Below are 15,228 nucleotides of genomic sequence, written 5' to 3' on the forward strand. Positions count from 1 at the left end.
CCGGAGGCTTCCGCAGTCTCAGCCAGCGATCCGGTCCAGGATAGCAGAGACATCGCTGCCCGCCATCGCGCCGGTGGTCCGGCCCGCCTCGCCCGCAAGCCGCGTCGCGACGAAGGCGTCGCTCACCGCAGCAGGTGCATTTCGGATCAGCAGCGATGCGGTCAGGAGCAGCGCGAGCCGTTCCGCGAACCAGCGCGCCTCGGCCTCGGGTGGGAGCGCAGGCCAGCGGGCGAGGTGATCGGCCAGCGCCGCGTCATAGCGCGGATCGGTGCCGCGCGCCGCGTCCAGCTCCGCGCGCAGCATCTCCGCCGCCAGCGGCTCTTTCGCGAGGGTCCGCAGGATGTCGAGACAGATCACGTTGCCCGAGCCTTCCCAGATGCCGTTCAGCGGGGCCTCGCGGTAGAGCATCGGCATCGGCGTGTCCTCGACGTAGCCGATGCCGCCCAGCACCTCCATCGCCTCGTAGGTCACCACGGGGCAGCGCTTGTTACCGTAATATTTCGCGAGCGCCACGCCGATCCGGGCGAAGGCGCGATCCTCGGGGCGGGCGCTGTCGAAAGCCTCCGCCACCCGCATTCCCAGCGTCAGCGCGCCTTCCCAATCCAGCGTCAGATCGGCCAGCACCGCGCGCATCAGCGGCTGGTCGATCAGACGCCGTTGGAAGGCGGCGCGATGCGTCGCCCAGTGATGCGCCTCGGAGATCGCCGCGCGCATCAGCCCCGCAGGCGCGAGCGCGGTGTCGAGTCGGGTGTGATGCACCATCTCGATGATCGTGGCGACGCCCCTGCCTTCCTCGCCCAGAAGATGGGCCAACGCGCCCTCATATTCGATCTCGGAGGACGCGTTGGAGCGATTGCCCAGCTTGTCCTTCAGCCGCTGGATTCGGATCGCGTTGCGCTCGCCTTCCAGCCAGCGCGGCACGAGGAAACAGCTCAGCCCCTCGTCTGTCTGCGCCAGCGTCAGGAACCCGTCCGACATCGGCGCGGAGCAGAACCACTTGTGGCCGGTCAGCCGCCAATGCCCGTCCGCGCGCTCGGCGCGGGTGGTGTTCGCGCGCACGTCCGAGCCGCCCTGCTTCTCGGTCATCGCCATGCCGAGCGTCGCGCCGGTCTTCTCGCCCACCGGCAGCACGCGCGGATCGTAGCTGCGCGCGGTTAGTTTCGGGCGCCAGATCGCGGCGATCTCGGGCGTGGCCTCGAGGGCAGGCACGGCGGCATAGGTCATCGTCATCGGACAGCAGCTGCCGGGCTCGATCTGGCTTGCGAGATAGACCATCGCGGCGTGGGTGGCGTGGCCGCCCTTCGCGCCTTCCCACGGCAGCGCGGCGTAGCCCGCGCCGATTCCAGCCTCCATGAAGCGATGATAGGCGGGGTGAAAGCGCACTTCGTCAAGCCGTCGTCCACCCATGTCGAACAGCCGCAGCTCCGGCAGGTAGCGGTTCGCGTCGCGGCCCGCCTCGCGCATCTCCGTGGTGCCGAGGGTCCGGCCGTAATCCGACAGCGTATCTGTCTGCCCGCCCGCCCGCGCGAGGGCCTCGCGCAGAGGCGCATCCGCGCCGAACAAATCGACGTCGCCGCGCGCGGGCGGCTGGTTCTCGACGTGATGGGTGGGCAGATCGGCGCGGGGATCGGGCGTGGTCATGGCAAACTCCTCCTGATCCGGATGGTAGGCGCGCGCCGTAAAACATTCGAGTGAAACGCGGCGGCAGGGCTTTTCTCGCCGTCTGCGCCGCCTAGATCAGGCGCGAAAGGGAGACCCATCATGAGCAAATGGCAGAAATCCGACGACGCGATCGCGAAACTCACCCCCGAGCAATACCGCGTCACGCAACAAAATGGCACCGAGCGCCCCTTCACGGGCGAATATGACGACCACTCCGCCAAGGGCATCTATGTCGACGTGGTCTCGGGCGAGCCGCTTTTCGCCTCCTCGACCAAATACAACGCGGGCTGCGGCTGGCCGTCCTTCACCAAGCCCTTGATCGACGATCATGTCGTGGAGCTGACCGATACCAGCCACGGGATGACGCGCGTCGAGGTGCGCTCGAAACATGGCGATAGCCATTTGGGCCATGTGTTCCCCGACGGCCCGCGCGATCAGGGCGGTCTTCGCTACTGCATCAACTCCGCCTCGCTGCGCTTCGTGCCCTATGAAGACATGGAGGCCGAGGGCTACGGCGAGTATATGGACCGGGTCGAATAAGCACCGGGTCAGGGGTCTTTACCTTCCCGCGGCCCGGTGGCAGGGTCCGCGCAACATCAAATGACAAAGGGGGCGCGGGAATGCGCAAGCTGGAACTTGGTCAAAGCGGGATCATGGTGTCCGAGATATGCCTCGGAACGATGACTTGGGGCAGCCAGAACACCGAGGCCGAGGGCCACGATCAGATCGACTTCGCGCTCGACCGCGGGATCAATTTCCTCGACACCGCGGAAATGTATCCGGTGAACCCGGTCAAGGCCGAGACTTTGGGCCGGACCGAGCAGATCGTGGGCACTTATCTGGCCAAGCGCGGCAAGCGCGACGATCTCGTGGTGGCGACGAAGATCACCGGCGAAGGCTCGCACGCGATCGAGGGAGGCCCGGTAATCAGCCCGACCCGGATCCGGCAGGCTGTGACGGACTCGCTGACTCGGCTGCAGACGGATTACATAGACCTCTACCAGTTCCACTGGCCCAATCGCGGCTCCTATCACTTCCGCAAGACGTGGCGCTTCGATCCGTCGAAGCAGCCCTCGAAGCAGGAGGTGCTCGACGATATGAGCGCCTGTCTGGAGACGCTCGAGGCGCTGCGCCAGGAAGGCAAGATCCGCGAATTCGGTCTGTCGAACGAGAGCGCTTGGGGCACCGCGCAATGGCTGGCACTGGCCGCGGCGGGTAAGGGGCCGCGCGTCGAGTCGATCCAGAACGAGTATTCGCTGATGTGCCGCTATTATGATCTCGATCTCGGCGAGCTCGGCCAACAGGAGAAGGTGACGCTGCTGGCCTATTCGCCGCTCGCGGCCGGTATCCTGACGGGCAAATATTCCGGCGACGTGATCCCCGAGAATACCCGTCGGTCGCTGGTCAACAATCTCGGTGGGCGGGCCAATCCGCGCGCTTTCGAGATCGCGGACCGCTATGTGGCGCTCGCCAAGGAGTTCGACCTGCACCCGGTCACGATGGCGATCGCCTGGGTGATGAGCCGTCCCTTCCCGGTGATCCCGATCGTCGGCGCGACTTCGGTCGACCAGCTCAAACCTAACCTCGACGCGGAAGGGGTGGAACTGCCGAAGGAGCTGCTCGACAAGATCGCGGAGCTCCATAAGCACTACCCGATGCCCTATTGATGCGGGCGGCGTCGATCCTTCTGGGTGCTGCACTCGCCCTCGCGGCCTGCAAGCCTTTCGGCACCACGGACGGGGGCGATACGGCAGAGCAACTGCCGCTGGTCGGGCAGGAAAAGATCGATGCCGGTAAATTCGAATGCGTCGCGCGCGGCGGCAACTGGGTCGCGCGCGACGGGGCGTTCATCTGCGTGAAGATGACCTCCGATAGCGGCAAGAGCTGCCAGGCGGGCAGCGAATGCGAGGGCGAATGCCTCGCGCGCTCCAAGACCTGCGCTCCGGTAACACCGCTTCTGGGCTGTAACGACGTGATGAGCGAGGCGGGCTACCCGATGCAACTATGCGTGCAATGAGCTGGGCGAAGATCGCCGCGCTGGGCGGCATGCTCGCGCTGACCCTCGCGGGCTGTGGGCCTCAGCCAGAGACCGCCTCGCTCCGCAAGCCGGGGGCGCTGATCTCTTCGGCCTCGCTGTTCGATCCGGAGCGGTTCGGCGGCGAATGGCATGTGGTCGAAAGCGGGGTTCCGGGTTGCACTGGCACGCAGAACTGGGCTTGGGACGGCAAGAGTGCCTATCGCCTGCGCGGCACGAATTGCGCAATTACACCGGCTGCCGTCGACGAGACGGTCACGCTCACCGGACCGGGCGGGCGGCTTCTGGCGAAGGACGCGTTCGGCGGTGAGCCGATCTGGGTGCTCTGGGTCGATTTCGATTATCGGGTGGCTGTGCTCGGCACGCCGTCGGGACGTTGGGGGATGATCCTGTCGCGGCAGACCCCGCCCCGGCCCGATCTGATCAAGGCGGCGCGCGACGTCATGGACTTCAACGGCTATGACATGACGCGGGTCGGCAAGTGACCGACGCGCCGGCGCATCTCTGGGTTTGGGTGACCCTGTTCGCGGCGGCGGTTCAGACCATCCGCTTCATGCTGCAAAAGCTGTTGGCGGGAGCGCAACTCTCGGTCGGCGGCGCGACGTTTTCACGCTTCCTGTTCGGCTTCCCGCTCGCGGCGGTGACGGCGCTGGGCTTTCTGGCCGCGACCGCCACGCCGTGGCCGCATCTGAGCGGCCCCTTCTGGGGTTTCGTCATAGCGGGCGGCGCGGCGCAGGTGGCGGCGACCTTCCTGACGGTCGCGCTGTTCGGCTTGCGCAACTTCGCGGTGGGCGTGGCCTTCACCAAGACCGAAACGGTGCAGGTCGCCCTGTTCTCCGCGATCATCCTTGGCGAGTTCGTCGGACCCATCGGCTGGATCGGAATTGCGATCGGGCTGGCGGGGGTGCTGTTCCTGACCAAGCCGCCCGAAGGCGGCTTCAACCCGCGTGCGGCGCTTTACGGCGTGGGGGCGGGGGCGCTGTTCGGCCTGTCCTCGATCTTCTATCGCGGCGCGACGCTGGAGCTGGAGCCGCTCGACTTTTTCGGCCGCGCCATCGTCGCGCTGGCCTGCGCGACCTTCGCGCAGTCAATCGGGATGGGGCTTTACCTGCGGCTGCGCGAGCCGGGCGAATTAACCCGCGTGTTCGGCGCGTGGCGGCGCACGGTGCTCGTGGGGATCACCGGCGTTCTGGGCTCGGCGGGCTGGTTCACTGCCTTCTCGCTGCAAAACGCGGCTTTCGTGCGCGCGCTGGGACAGGTGGAGATCGTCTTCACGCTGCTTGCCTCGGCGCTGGTCTTCCACGAGCGGCTGCACAAGCGCGAAGGGGTGGGCATCGCGCTCGTCGTGGTTTCGCTGATCGTGATTGTGCTGGCGGGGCGTTAGAGCCCGATCCGCCGGAACTCCGATCGCGATCCACGATTATCGAAGAACGGCACCGAATGCGGCGCGCCAAGCGCGTGATCGGTGGTGATCAGCGCCGCGATCTCGGCCAGCACGACTTCGGTGATGAACGGTAGGTTCAGCGCGCGCGCCTCCGGCAGGGGCACCCAATGCAGATGCGAGAGCTCGTCGCAGGCCCGCGAGAAATCGTCGAGATCGCCTTGGATTGCGTCCGCGTCGATTAGGAAAAACCGTGCATCGAAGCGGCGCGGACGGCCTGGCGGCGTGATCGCGCGGAACACGAAACGCAAATTGGCCGCCGAGGGCAGAAAGCCCAGATCGGCAAAGCCCTGCCAATCGTCCGGTACCGCGCCGGGCCAGGCGTTTTTCTCGCCCAGTACGAGCCCGGTCTCTTCCCACAACTCGCGAAGGGCGGCGGCGGCGAGGGCCGCACCGATGCCCCTGGGCGCATCGGCCTCGAGCCGCGCATGATCGGGCGCGGGCAGCGGAGACGCGAAGGGCACCTCCCAATCGGTAGCGTCGAGCGCACCGCCCGGAAAGACGTATTTCGAAGGCATGAACGCGGCCCCAGCGCCGCGCTGACCCATTAGCACACGAGGAGCTGTCGTCCCGTCACGGCGCAGGACGATCACGCTCGCCGCATCGCGCAGCGCGGTTTTGTCCTCCGGGGGCTTGGTGTCAGTCATGAACGATCTCGCCCTCGCCGAAACCATGCATCCGGCGCGACCATTGGATGCCTACCAGCATCCCTTTCATCAGTGGCAACAGGATCGCCGAGAGCACCATCGACCCGATGCCGAAAATCCAGATCATCTCCCACGGGCCGGGACGGAAAGCGATGAAATAGGCCGCCATCATCGGGATCGCGAGATGGCCCACGATCAGGATCGTCAGATAGGCCGGGCCGTCATCGGCGCGCTGGTGCGAGAGGTCCTCGCCGCAGGACGGGCAAGTGTCGCGCACCTTGAGATAGCTGTGCAAGATCCGCCCCTTGCCGCAGGCCGGACAGAGACAGCGCAGGCCTCGCCCGATCGAGCGGCCCAGCGGGCGGTCATCGTGATATTCGTCATGCGACTGCATTGCGCTCTCCCTTGTGGCGGTCTCTCTCCGCCCGTTTGCCGGGCAGTATGGCGGCAGCCGGAGCGGATGGAAAGTCCGGCGGGTCTATCACGGGTGTGTGAGATTCGCGACGGAATGCTGCGCGTGCCGCGTTGGGACAGACATCGACGGCGCGAGACGTGCCGTGGGAGCGAGAACAGGAGTTTCTTATGAAAGTCATGAACAGGCAGACCCTCGTCGCGGCGATCCTCGCAGGGAGCGCGATCACCCTCGCAATGCCGGTGGTGGCGCAGAACCAGACCGGCAACCAGATGCAGGGGCAACAGGCGATGCCGGGGAAGGGGCCAGCTAACGGACCGGGTAACGGTCCCGGCGCTGGCCAAGGGAATGGCCCGGTCAACGGTATGGGGCAGACCATGCAGCCCGGTGCGATGGATGGTCGGGGCGGACGCGGCTTCGGCTTCGACATCAGCCGTTTCGACAGCAATGGCGACGGTCAGGTGACGATGGACGAGATTCAAGCCAAGCGCGCCGCCGACGCGCAGGCGCTCGACGCGAATGGCGACGGCATGGTCTCGCAAGAAGAACTCGTCAATTTCGAGATGGCGAAGGTCAAGACCCGCGTCGAGGCCCGCGTGAAGGCGCGTTTCGCTGCGCAGGACAGCAATGGCGATGGCGAGTTGTCGGCCGCCGAACTGATGGCCCACCCGATGCCGACGCGCATGTTCGAGCGTATGGACCGTAACGGCGACGGGGCGGTCAGCGCCGACGAGATGCAGATGGCCAAGAGGTTCATGCAGCGGATGCACGACCGCTACGAGCATGGCCGGAAGGGCAAGGGCGATCACCATGGGTACGACCGCATGGGCAAAGGGGATCGCTACGGCCATGACCGCATGGGCTGGGACGACGACCGCGACGAATATGGCCCCGGCTATGGCCGGATGATGCTAGGGGATGGTCCGATGGGGCAGGGCCCGAACGGTCAAGGCCCTCAGGGCACGCCGCCGATGCAACCGGGCAGCGGTGCTGGCCAAGGGCAAGGTCAGGGGCCGGGCAACGGTCCGGCCGACGGCTCGGGCCGATCCGCGAACTGAGTTTCGAGCAGTACAAAGAGCCGGGGCGCAGCAGTGCGCCCCGGTCGCATGTCAAATTGCATGCGTAGGGAAAGCAGGCTAGGCCTTTGACGGAATGACGATGGCACTGGATGCGATGAACGAGGCTTCGGACGAGGCTCTGCTGGAGCTATACGCGCAGGGCGACCCGGCGGCAGCGCGGGCTTTGACGTTGCGCTTCGGGCCGTTGGCCTACCGGCTCGCCTATCGCTATCTTCGCGACGCGGCCGAGGCCGAGGATGTCGCGCAAGAGGGGCTTTTGCGGCTCTGGAAGATCGCGCCGGAATGGCGGGCCGGCGAGGCCAAGGTCTCGACATGGCTTTACCGGGTGGTTGCCAATCTCGCGACGGACCGGCTGCGCAAGCGCCGCGGCGTGGGGTTGGACGAGGCGCCCGAGGTGGCCGATGACCGGGCGAGCGCTCTGGACGAGCTGATCGCGCGCGACCGTGTGGCGGCGCTGGAAGCCGCGCTGGAGCAATTGCCGGAACGACAGCGGATCGCGGTGACACTGCGACATATCGACGGTTTGTCCAATCCCGAGATCGCTGCCGCGATGGAAACCGGCGTCGAAGCCGTAGAAAGTCTGACAGCGCGGGGAAAGCGCGCTTTGAGCAAGCTGCTTCGGGGGCAGCGAGAGAAATTGGGGTTTGGCGATGACTGACAAACGCATGGATCGCGAGACGGACGCATTCGACGGCGCGGCGCTGGAGCAGCTTTTCAGCGAAGCGCGCGCGGCAGGCGGGGCCGAGCCAGGCGAGGGCTTCCTTGCCCGGGTTTTGGCCGATGCCGAGGCTGAGCAAGCAGCCTTTGCGCGCCAGGCCCCGGTGGATGGGTCCGAAGCACCCGATGTCCTAGCCGGTATCTGGGACGCGCTTCGCGGCGCGTTCGGCGGCTGGGCTCCGATGGGCGGTTTGGTGACGGCCGCTCTGGCCGGGGTCTGGATCGGCTTTATCGGCGCAGACGAGATCGGCGCGCTCAGCCCGTTTTACGCCAGCAGCACGACCGAAAGCCTCGGCACGGTCAACCTGCTACCCGAAGGCGATACCTTCGCCTTCGTCGATGAAGGAGGGTTCTGATGGCGATTGCCGAGACGCGAAACGGCCGGGGGTTGCGTTGGGCGCTGATAGCGTCCGCGGTGCTGAACCTGCTGCTGCTGGGATTTTTCATCGGCGGCTGGCTTGGCCATGAGCGGCATCCGCCGCGCCCGGTCGTGGGCGATGTCAGCCTTGGCGCCTTCACCGGAGCTCTGAGCCCCGAAGACCGCGACGCGCTGCGCAAGGCGGCGCAGGCGCGCGGCTCCGAATTCCGCGACATGCGGCGGCAGGCGCGCAGCGATATGGCGGCGCTGATCAGCGCGATCGACGCGGAGCCGTGGGATCGCGATCAGGTGGCCAAGCTGCTCGAGCGGCACAAGGCGCGGACCGTGCAGCGGGTCGATATCGGCGAGCGGCTGATCCTCGACAGGCTCGACGCAATGAGCCCGGCGGCCCGCCACAGCTTCGCCGAGCGTCTGCGCGAGGGTGCGGCGCGGTTCGACCGGCACAAGAAAGACCGCGACAGGGATCGTCAGGACAAGCCTTGAGGCCGGTGCGATGGCCGGCGCGTCGGAGTTGGCCGCTAGCTGAAATAGTGAAGATTTTCGGCTCGTCTCATCATCATGCGTGGCGTGATGCTGTTTCCCGGCGTCACGCTGCATTCGTGTGAGGGGCGAGCGAGACCTGGTTCCGGCCGCTTCCCTTGGCGCAGAGAAGAGCTGCATCGGCCTCGTCGATAAGATGCTGTGGGTCGTCGCGACGGGTGCCGCCGAATGCGAGGCCGATCGAGATCGTGGCCTGCATTTTGCTTCCGTCCGGAAGCGTGATTGTTGTCTCCTCGATATCACGTCGGAGCCGTTCCGCGATCCGATAGCTCTCATCGAGCGAGCTGTCCGGCAGCGCCACGAGAAACTCCTCGCCGCCGATGCGACCGATCAGGGCGACGTCGCGGAGGCTGCGGCGCAGATGACGGGCGATATTGGTCAGCACCTCGTCTCCCGCGCCGTGGCCATAGGTGTCGTTCACCGATTTGAAGCGATCGAGATCGAGCAGCATCACCGCGTAGCCGCGGCCGGTGCTGCGCGCGCGTTCGGACATGCGAGCCAGATGCGCATTGACGTAGCGGCGATTGTGGAGCCCGGTCAGCGGATCGACCAGCGCGAGACGCAAGCCTTCATCGACCGAGAGGCGAAGTTGATCGGAGAGCTGCTTGCGGCGCAGCTGCGCGCCGATCCGGAGTGCCGTTTCCTGTGCTGCGAGTGGCGTGGAGATATCCGAGGGCAGAAGGTCGTCCGCCCCTAGATCGAGCGCGCTCGCTTGCGTCTCCGAGGCTTCGGGCATGCACGCGATCAGGATCGCTGCGTGGCGCGTTTCTGGATGCGAGCGCAATTCCGACATCAGCCGCAGCCCGTCCCCGCGATGCACGAGATCCGCGCCGATCACGAAGAGATCGGGGGGGCGGCGCGCGGGGTCGCCGCCGCACGGCTGTTCGTAACTGGTCAACAGGATCCGACTGGCCTCGAGCCGCGGTGCGAGCGCGGCTTTCCAGCGCATCCCCTCGGTCGGGTCGGGGGCGATCATCGCGATCCGGGCGGGAGGTGCGAATTCATTCGCGGCCTCGGCGAAACCGAGTGCCCGGCAGGTTTGTTCGCGCAGGGCCGAATCCTCGTCGCCGGCATGGGCGCGGATCAGGCTGCGCAGACGTGCGAGCAGCACGAGTTCGTCGAAAGGTTTGACGAGGACATCGTTCGCCCCGGCCGCCAGCAGCGCCACGCGCAGCTGCGGAATGTCGCGCTGCGTCATCGCGATGATCGGGATGCGCCGTGTCTGTGGATCGTTCCGCAGCCGTTTGATGACAGCCTCCCCTGTCATGTCGGGCAGGGTGATGTCGAGCAGGATCAGGCGGGGCCGTTCCGTTGTGGCGAGGGCGAGCGCCTCTGCTGCGCTCGCAGCTTGCAGCGTGTTGTAGCGCGCACCGGTCAGCTTCGCCTTCAGCACGATGCGATTGGTCGCCACGTCATCAACGATGAGGATCGTTCCCGGCATTCCAGGCTACTCCTTACAACCTCTTGCGTCCTCCGGTTTGCGGCAGGGCGATCGCGAATGCGCGAGCTTCTGGACGCGCCTTTTCTTGACCTTAGCGATCTATAGGTTAACAAAGCGTTTCCCCTGACAGAGAAGGATCCGCCATGCGGCAAGAAAACGCTCACACGCTCGCATTGCAGACCCTCGGTTGGCTCGTCAGCCGTGAAGAGTTGATCGGTGCATTCCTCGCCAATTCCGGGGCGAACGCGGATGATTTGCGTGCGCAGGCGAGCGATCCGGACTTCCTCGCAGGGGTTCTCGACCATGTCCTGCAGGACGATCAGGTGGTTCTGGATTGCGCGCAGGACCTCGGGGTGCAGCCCGAGGCGCTGATGCAGGCCCGCGCGGTTCTCGGGCGCGGCGATCTGCGCCACTGGACCTGACGCCCCGCTTTGGGCAATCTGCCCGCAAAGGGAGGGCGGATCGCAGATGGCAGGCGGCAACATACGGGCGGTGCTGTTCGACAAGGATGGCACGCTTTTCGATTTCGACGCGACATGGGGCGCTTGGGCGAAGCTGCAGATCGAGGCGTTGGCCGAAGACACCAGTCAGGCCGCGCGGCTTGCCGAGGCGATCGGGTTCGACCTCGAGCGGGTGGAGTTCGAGCCGCACTCGCCGGTGATCGCGGGCACGGTCCGGGAGGCGGCAGAATTGTTGCTGCCGCATCTGCCGGGGCGCACGCTCGACGATCTGGTAATCGAGCTGGAGCGCGCAGCGCATGATGTGCCGCTGGTGGAGCCGGTGCCGCTGAGCAAGCTTCTGTCTGATCTGCGCGCGCGCGGGTTGCATCTGGGTATTTGCACGAACGACGCCGAGTCCTCGGCGCGCGCGCATGCGGCGCAGGCGGGCATCACCGATCTTTTCGACCTGATCATCGGCTATGACAGCGGGCATGGCGCGAAACCCACGCCGAGCCCGCTTCTGGCCTTCGCGGACTCGCTCGGTCTGGACCCGGCGGAGGTGGTGATGGTCGGAGACAGCCAGCATGATCTGCACGCGGCGCGCGCGGCGGGGATGATCGCGATCGGCGTATTGAGCGGGCCAGCGATGCGGGACGATCTTGCTCCGCTGGCCGATGCCGTGCTCGATCATATCGGGGGGCTTCCCGACTGGCTCGCACAGCGCGCGGGCTGACGAGACGCGTCGGATGCGCGCGAGAGCCTCGCGCAAGGACAGGAGAGGGACGCATGCAACTACGTTTGCAACATATTCTGCTCGGGCTACTGGCGGGCGTGTTCTTCTGGGCTCTCGATAGCGAGTTGCAGACGGCGCTGCCGCTCGACGCCCACGGGCAATTCGGCGTCTCGGTTCTGGGAACGGTGTTCTTCGCGACCGCGCTGGCGATGCTGGGCGAGATCGGCTGGCGCAAGGCCTTTGGTGCGGCGGAGCTGATTGCGATTCCGGTCGCGCTGCTCGGTTGGTGGGCATCGCTCGGCTATTCTCCGACCGAGTCGCTGGCGGGATTCATGCCGTTCGAGATGCTCGCGCTCGCGGTTCTGGCGACGCTGCCGATGCCCTTCGCGATGGCCGTGGCGCGGGGTGGCGGACTCGCTTGGAACGACTATCCAGCGCTGTTTCTTCATGCATGGAATATCGTCGTGCGCTATGCCGCCGCGTGTATTTTCCTCGGGATGGTCTGGCTCGTCCTCTATCTCTCGGCGCGCCTGCTCGAAAGCGTGGACCTCGATTTCCTGCGTCAGCTTCTGCGCCAGAAACTATTCGCGTTCTCTGTGTCGGGCGGCATTCTCGGGCTCGGGCTGGCGGTGGTGACCGAGTTGGAGGAGATGATCTCTCCTACCCTCATACTGCGGCTTCTCAGGCTGTTGCTGCCGCCCGTCCTGCTGGTCGCCGTGATCTTCGTGGCCGGGTTCATTGCGCGCCGCGGGCAGGTCTCGCTGATCGGGTTCTCGCAAATCGAGACGCTGCTGGCGATGGCCGTGGCCGCTGTGACGCTGATCTCGATCGGCGTGGAGCGCGACGATCACAGCGCAGTGCGGGCCCGGGTTTTGCGGCTGTCGGCTCAGGGGCTGGCGCTGGCGCTGCCCGTGCTGGTCGGCGCAGCGGCCTGGGCCGGCTGGCAAAGCGTGACGGCGCAGGGCTGGACGCCAGGGCGCGTGGCGCAGGCGGTGCTGATCGTGCTGCTCGCGGGATATGCACTGGGATATGCCGGCTCTGTCCTGCTGGGGCGCGGCTGGATGGCGCGCCTGCGGCGGATCAATATCGCGATGGCGGGCGTGCTGTTTCTCGCGGCTCTGGCGTGGCTGACGCCAGTGCTGGATGCGAATGCCATCGCCGCGCGCTCGCAACTGGCGCTCTATCGCGACGGGCGGATCACTGCGGGGGCCCTGCCGCTCTACGCCTTGAAAAACCAATGGGGGCTTGCCGGGCAGTCGGCCTACTCGGAGCTGGAGGCCCAAGCCGGTGATGATCGAGCGCTCGCGACCGCCTTGGCGCGTCTGCGCCCGTCGGCGGATGGGGGCGAAGGGGATAGTGCGGCGCGCGCCCAGTTGCGCCGGGATCTCGTGCTGCCGCCCGGAGCAACGCCGCCCGAGGATGCGTTGCTCGATGCGATCCGCGCGCGGGCTCCGGAAGTCGCGTCGGGGCTTTGCGCCTCTGGCGAGGGCGCGGCGGCGAACTGCGCCCTGATCGAGGCCGATTTCCTGAAAGATGTACCCGGCGACGAGGCGATGGTCCTGCTGCATCTGCCCGATCGCGATGCGATCTACGTTCTGCGCCAGTCGGATGGCGCTTGGGATTCGATCGGGTGGGGTAGCGTGGTCGACGCGCAGGGCGAACCGCGCTTCCGCGTCGATCTGGCACCTGTCATCGCTGCCATCAAGCGCGGCGAGATGAAAGTCGTCCCAAGCGGGATCATGTCGCTCGAGGCCGGTGGGCTGCGCCTGTTGCCGCTCTCGCGCTGAGCCGAGCGATTTTGGAGCTTTGTTAACTTCTGGTCGCTAGCGTGGCGGGAAGGAGGGCACATGCTCGGCTTGATCAACCGCTCTATCGAAAACTTCCTGACCGACACCCACGGGGCGGCGCTCTGCGCGCGTGTTAGGCGGTGCGCGGAGCTGCCGAGTGAAGGCTATGAACCGCTGCTGCAATATGCCGATGCGCAAACCTTGCGGCTGATTGATGCCGCTTGCGACGCGTTGGGGCGTGAACGGTCCGAGTTGCTCGAGGACCTCGGTGCGCATCTGTGCATGCGAGAAGCCGTGCGGCGCCTGTTGCGCTATGGCGGGTGCGATTATCGCGGGTTCCTGAATTCGCTGAACGAGTTGCACGACCGCGCGCGAATGGCGTTACCCGATCTCGAGCTGCCGCATCTTCATCTCGTTGCGACCGAGTCGGGCCAGTTTCGTCTTCGCGTCATCGGGGACGTGCCGGGCTGGGGGGCGGTGCTGGCGGGTATTCTGCGTGCGATGGCGGATGACTATGGCAGCCTCGCGCTTATTGAAATGCCGCAGCGCAGGGCAGGCCGCGACCCGCGGATATTCGAGCCGGCGGAAGAGGTGGTGACAATCCAACTGCTCGACGCCGCCCATGCCGAGGCGCGTCAATTCGCCCTAGCGCACATGACTGGAGAGGTGTGATGGGCGCACCGGCCAAAACCACTGTTGCCCCGAGGGCTGCACCGACTGTGCCGCCGCCTGACCGGGGCGGCCAGGCCTATTGGCTGCCCCTCCTGACCGGGCTTTTGCCGATGTTTCTCTGGATAGATGAGCGGGCGCGCATCCTTGGCGTTGGTCGCACGTTGCGCAAAGTGCTCGGTGTGCCCGAGGCGCAGATCCTCGGCGCGGCGTTCGCACGATTTTTCGCGGTCGCGCGACGAGGGGCGACAGGTCGTCTTTGCACGGATACCTTGTGCAGGAATTGCGAGACACGCGATTGCGATGGTCAGGCCGGTCGCTGCGGGCGTTCGCTTGGTGCGCTGATGGCGGAGGAGGTACTGCATGTCACCCTGCGCATGCATCCTAAGGTGAGCCTGCGTGGCGCGGTCGTCAGCCATGTGGGGCTATCTGCGCAGACATCTGCAGGCGCGACTGCGGGCGATATGCTCCTCAATTTCAGTTTCGGTATTCACCTGCGTGAACTCGTGGCGGAGTTCGACCTGACAGAACGCGACTTCTCCGCCGCGGATCTCGCGATGGAAATGCTTTACCTGGAAGAAGCCAAATCGCTCGTGATGGAAGAATTGCGAGCCTTGACCGGGCGGCTCGATCAGGCCCGCAAAGCGGCAGAGAAACAGGCGCTGACCGATCCGCTGACGAAACTCGCCAACCGCCGCGCAATGGCGCAGGCGCTTGCGCAGGCAGTCGATCACGCCACGAATGACGCGGCGCATTTCGCTTTGCTGCAGATCGACCTCGACCACTTCAAGGCGATCAACGACAGTCGGGGCCATGCGGCAGGGGATTACGTGTTGCAACTTGTGGCCCGCAACCTGTGCGAAAGCGTCCGCGGGGACGATCTTGTTGCGCGCATGGGCGGCGACGAATTTCTCGTGCTGTTGCGGGGCGCTCCGAGTCTCGCGGAGGTCAGGGCTCTCGCGGCGCGGATTATCGAACAGATCGAGACACCGAAATGGTATCAGGGCCAGGAGTGCCTGGTGTCCGGATCGGTCGGCGCGGTTTTGTCACGCGACTACGAGAAGCTTGTGATCGGGGCGCTGCAGAGCGATGTCGACCGGGCAACCTATGCGGCGAAGGCAGCAGGGCGCGGATGCCTTCGTTTCGGGTCGCGATCGTCCGAAAAGGTTGATCGCAGGCGCCCGCGACCGCCTAACTCGGCGTCTGATACGCATAAAACGCTCTTTTCCTGACCGGTCGCCTTCGG

At 66.0% G+C, this 15,228-nt stretch carries 18 protein-coding genes; 14 read left to right on the forward strand and 4 right to left on the reverse strand.

Translation table 11 applies throughout. The annotated features are described in order from the left end of the window. Window positions 1-18: 18 nt before the first annotated feature. Window positions 19-1,641 (reverse strand): acyl-CoA dehydrogenase family protein, encoded by a 1,623-nt coding sequence (locus B6V72_RS04560; protein ID WP_088734856.1) that lies wholly within the window; start codon window positions 1,639-1,641, stop codon window positions 19-21. Between the two features lie 120 nt (window positions 1,642-1,761). Here B6V72_RS04560 and msrB point away from each other — a divergent pair, with 120 nt between their 5' ends. The 5 genes from msrB (at window position 1,762) to B6V72_RS04585 (ending at window position 5,081) form a co-directional block, all read left to right on the forward strand. Beyond that, the gene (gene msrB, locus B6V72_RS04565) at window positions 1,762-2,202 is read left to right on the forward strand and encodes a peptide-methionine (R)-S-oxide reductase MsrB (protein WP_088719581.1); all 441 of its coding nucleotides are present in this window, start codon (window positions 1,762-1,764) and stop codon (window positions 2,200-2,202) included. 80 nt (window positions 2,203-2,282) lie between these two features. After that, the gene (locus tag B6V72_RS04570; protein WP_075774038.1) at window positions 2,283-3,329 is read left to right on the forward strand and encodes an aldo/keto reductase; all 1,047 of its coding nucleotides are present in this window, start codon (window positions 2,283-2,285) and stop codon (window positions 3,327-3,329) included. After that, window positions 3,329-3,679, forward strand: coding sequence for a hypothetical protein (locus B6V72_RS04575; RefSeq protein WP_075774039.1), 351 nt, complete (start codon window positions 3,329-3,331; stop codon window positions 3,677-3,679). The genes B6V72_RS04570 and B6V72_RS04575 overlap by 1 nt, the downstream gene beginning before the upstream one ends. Beyond that, window positions 3,667-4,182 (forward strand): lipocalin family protein, encoded by a 516-nt coding sequence (locus tag B6V72_RS04580; protein ID WP_146696167.1) that lies wholly within the window; start codon window positions 3,667-3,669, stop codon window positions 4,180-4,182. The genes B6V72_RS04575 and B6V72_RS04580 overlap by 13 nt, the downstream gene beginning before the upstream one ends. Continuing rightward, on the forward strand, window positions 4,179-5,081 hold the full coding sequence (locus tag B6V72_RS04585; protein ID WP_240497682.1) for a DMT family transporter: 903 nt from the start codon (window positions 4,179-4,181) through the stop codon (window positions 5,079-5,081). Before B6V72_RS04580 ends, B6V72_RS04585 begins: the two co-directional genes overlap by 4 nt. Here B6V72_RS04585 and B6V72_RS04590 read toward each other — a convergent pair. Both B6V72_RS04590 and B6V72_RS04595 read right to left on the reverse strand, forming a co-directional pair. Continuing rightward, window positions 5,078-5,785 carry an NUDIX hydrolase gene (locus B6V72_RS04590; RefSeq protein ID WP_088734860.1) on the reverse strand — a complete coding sequence of 236 codons (708 nt, stop codon included), beginning with the start codon at window positions 5,783-5,785 and terminating at the stop codon, window positions 5,078-5,080. The two genes, B6V72_RS04585 and B6V72_RS04590, sit on opposite strands and share 4 nt — an antisense overlap. Beyond that, window positions 5,778-6,179, reverse strand: coding sequence for a DUF983 domain-containing protein (locus B6V72_RS04595; protein ID WP_075774041.1), 402 nt, complete (start codon window positions 6,177-6,179; stop codon window positions 5,778-5,780). The genes B6V72_RS04590 and B6V72_RS04595 overlap by 8 nt, the downstream gene beginning before the upstream one ends. Before the next feature lie 197 nt (window positions 6,180-6,376). Between B6V72_RS04595 and B6V72_RS04600 the strand changes: the two genes are divergently transcribed. From B6V72_RS04600 to B6V72_RS04615, 4 genes are all read left to right on the forward strand, one after another. Beyond that, complete coding sequence (locus tag B6V72_RS04600; protein ID WP_168173009.1) at window positions 6,377-7,255, forward strand: hypothetical protein; 879 nt, start codon at window positions 6,377-6,379, stop codon at window positions 7,253-7,255. Between the two features lie 94 nt (window positions 7,256-7,349). Next, window positions 7,350-7,934, forward strand: coding sequence for an RNA polymerase sigma factor (locus tag B6V72_RS04605; RefSeq protein ID WP_075774043.1), 585 nt, complete (start codon window positions 7,350-7,352; stop codon window positions 7,932-7,934). Continuing rightward, window positions 7,927-8,349 carry a hypothetical protein gene (locus B6V72_RS04610; RefSeq protein ID WP_146696168.1) on the forward strand — a complete coding sequence of 141 codons (423 nt, stop codon included), beginning with the start codon at window positions 7,927-7,929 and terminating at the stop codon, window positions 8,347-8,349. Before B6V72_RS04605 ends, B6V72_RS04610 begins: the two co-directional genes overlap by 8 nt. After that, entirely contained in the window at window positions 8,349-8,855 is a 507-nt protein-coding gene (locus B6V72_RS04615) for a periplasmic heavy metal sensor (protein ID WP_075774045.1), read from the forward strand. Before B6V72_RS04610 ends, B6V72_RS04615 begins: the two co-directional genes overlap by 1 nt. 103 nt (window positions 8,856-8,958) lie before the next feature. Here B6V72_RS04615 and B6V72_RS04620 read toward each other — a convergent pair whose 3' ends face one another. Continuing rightward, entirely contained in the window at window positions 8,959-10,353 is a 1,395-nt protein-coding gene (locus tag B6V72_RS04620; protein ID WP_088734864.1) for a diguanylate cyclase, read from the reverse strand. A gap of 143 nt (window positions 10,354-10,496) precedes the next feature. Here B6V72_RS04620 and B6V72_RS04625 point away from each other — a divergent pair, with 143 nt between their 5' ends. From B6V72_RS04625 to B6V72_RS04645, 5 genes are all read left to right on the forward strand, one after another. Further along, window positions 10,497-10,775: a DUF3572 domain-containing protein gene (locus tag B6V72_RS04625; protein WP_088734865.1), complete on the forward strand. Its 279-nt coding sequence runs from the start codon at window positions 10,497-10,499 to the stop codon at window positions 10,773-10,775. Window positions 10,776-10,821: 46 nt separating this feature from the next. Further along, on the forward strand, window positions 10,822-11,526 hold the full coding sequence (locus B6V72_RS04630; RefSeq protein WP_088734866.1) for an HAD family hydrolase: 705 nt from the start codon (window positions 10,822-10,824) through the stop codon (window positions 11,524-11,526). A gap of 53 nt (window positions 11,527-11,579) precedes the next feature. After that, window positions 11,580-13,313, forward strand: coding sequence for a DUF4153 domain-containing protein (locus B6V72_RS04635; protein ID WP_088734867.1), 1,734 nt, complete (start codon window positions 11,580-11,582; stop codon window positions 13,311-13,313). A 60-nt stretch (window positions 13,314-13,373) separates the two neighbouring features. Continuing rightward, a complete protein-coding gene (locus B6V72_RS04640) occupies window positions 13,374-13,985 on the forward strand; it encodes a heme NO-binding domain-containing protein (protein ID WP_088734868.1) in 612 nt (203 codons plus the stop codon). 341 nt (window positions 13,986-14,326) lie between these two features. Further along, window positions 14,327-15,214, forward strand: coding sequence for a GGDEF domain-containing protein (locus tag B6V72_RS04645; protein WP_168173010.1), 888 nt, complete (start codon window positions 14,327-14,329; stop codon window positions 15,212-15,214). Window positions 15,215-15,228 lie beyond the last annotated feature (14 nt).

Source organism: Thioclava sp. F34-6, assembly GCF_002213235.1.
GTDB lineage: Bacteria > Pseudomonadota > Alphaproteobacteria > Rhodobacterales > Rhodobacteraceae > Thioclava > Thioclava nitratireducens.

Bases quoted from the DNA above. Each gene is read 5' to 3' on its own strand.
- B6V72_RS04560 (WP_088734856.1), bottom strand. From the start codon at position 1,641: ATGACCACGCCCGATCCCCGCGCCGATCTGCCCACCCATCACGTCGAG.
- msrB (WP_088719581.1), top strand. From the start codon at position 1,762: ATGAGCAAATGGCAGAAATCCGACGACGCGATCGCGAAACTCACCCCC.
- B6V72_RS04570 (WP_075774038.1), top strand. From the start codon at position 2,283: ATGCGCAAGCTGGAACTTGGTCAAAGCGGGATCATGGTGTCCGAGATA.
- B6V72_RS04575 (WP_075774039.1), top strand. From the start codon at position 3,329: ATGCGGGCGGCGTCGATCCTTCTGGGTGCTGCACTCGCCCTCGCGGCC.
- B6V72_RS04580 (WP_146696167.1), top strand. From the start codon at position 3,667: ATGCGTGCAATGAGCTGGGCGAAGATCGCCGCGCTGGGCGGCATGCTC.
- B6V72_RS04590 (WP_088734860.1), bottom strand. From the start codon at position 5,785: ATGACTGACACCAAGCCCCCGGAGGACAAAACCGCGCTGCGCGATGCG.
- B6V72_RS04595 (WP_075774041.1), bottom strand. From the start codon at position 6,179: ATGCAGTCGCATGACGAATATCACGATGACCGCCCGCTGGGCCGCTCG.
- B6V72_RS04600 (WP_168173009.1), top strand. From the start codon at position 6,377: ATGAACAGGCAGACCCTCGTCGCGGCGATCCTCGCAGGGAGCGCGATC.
- B6V72_RS04605 (WP_075774043.1), top strand. From the start codon at position 7,350: ATGACGATGGCACTGGATGCGATGAACGAGGCTTCGGACGAGGCTCTG.
- B6V72_RS04610 (WP_146696168.1), top strand. From the start codon at position 7,927: ATGACTGACAAACGCATGGATCGCGAGACGGACGCATTCGACGGCGCG.
- B6V72_RS04615 (WP_075774045.1), top strand. From the start codon at position 8,349: ATGGCGATTGCCGAGACGCGAAACGGCCGGGGGTTGCGTTGGGCGCTG.
- B6V72_RS04620 (WP_088734864.1), bottom strand. From the start codon at position 10,353: ATGCCGGGAACGATCCTCATCGTTGATGACGTGGCGACCAATCGCATC.
- B6V72_RS04625 (WP_088734865.1), top strand. From the start codon at position 10,497: ATGCGGCAAGAAAACGCTCACACGCTCGCATTGCAGACCCTCGGTTGG.
- B6V72_RS04630 (WP_088734866.1), top strand. From the start codon at position 10,822: ATGGCAGGCGGCAACATACGGGCGGTGCTGTTCGACAAGGATGGCACG.
- B6V72_RS04635 (WP_088734867.1), top strand. From the start codon at position 11,580: ATGCAACTACGTTTGCAACATATTCTGCTCGGGCTACTGGCGGGCGTG.
- B6V72_RS04640 (WP_088734868.1), top strand. From the start codon at position 13,374: ATGCTCGGCTTGATCAACCGCTCTATCGAAAACTTCCTGACCGACACC.
- B6V72_RS04645 (WP_168173010.1), top strand. From the start codon at position 14,327: ATGGCGGAGGAGGTACTGCATGTCACCCTGCGCATGCATCCTAAGGTG.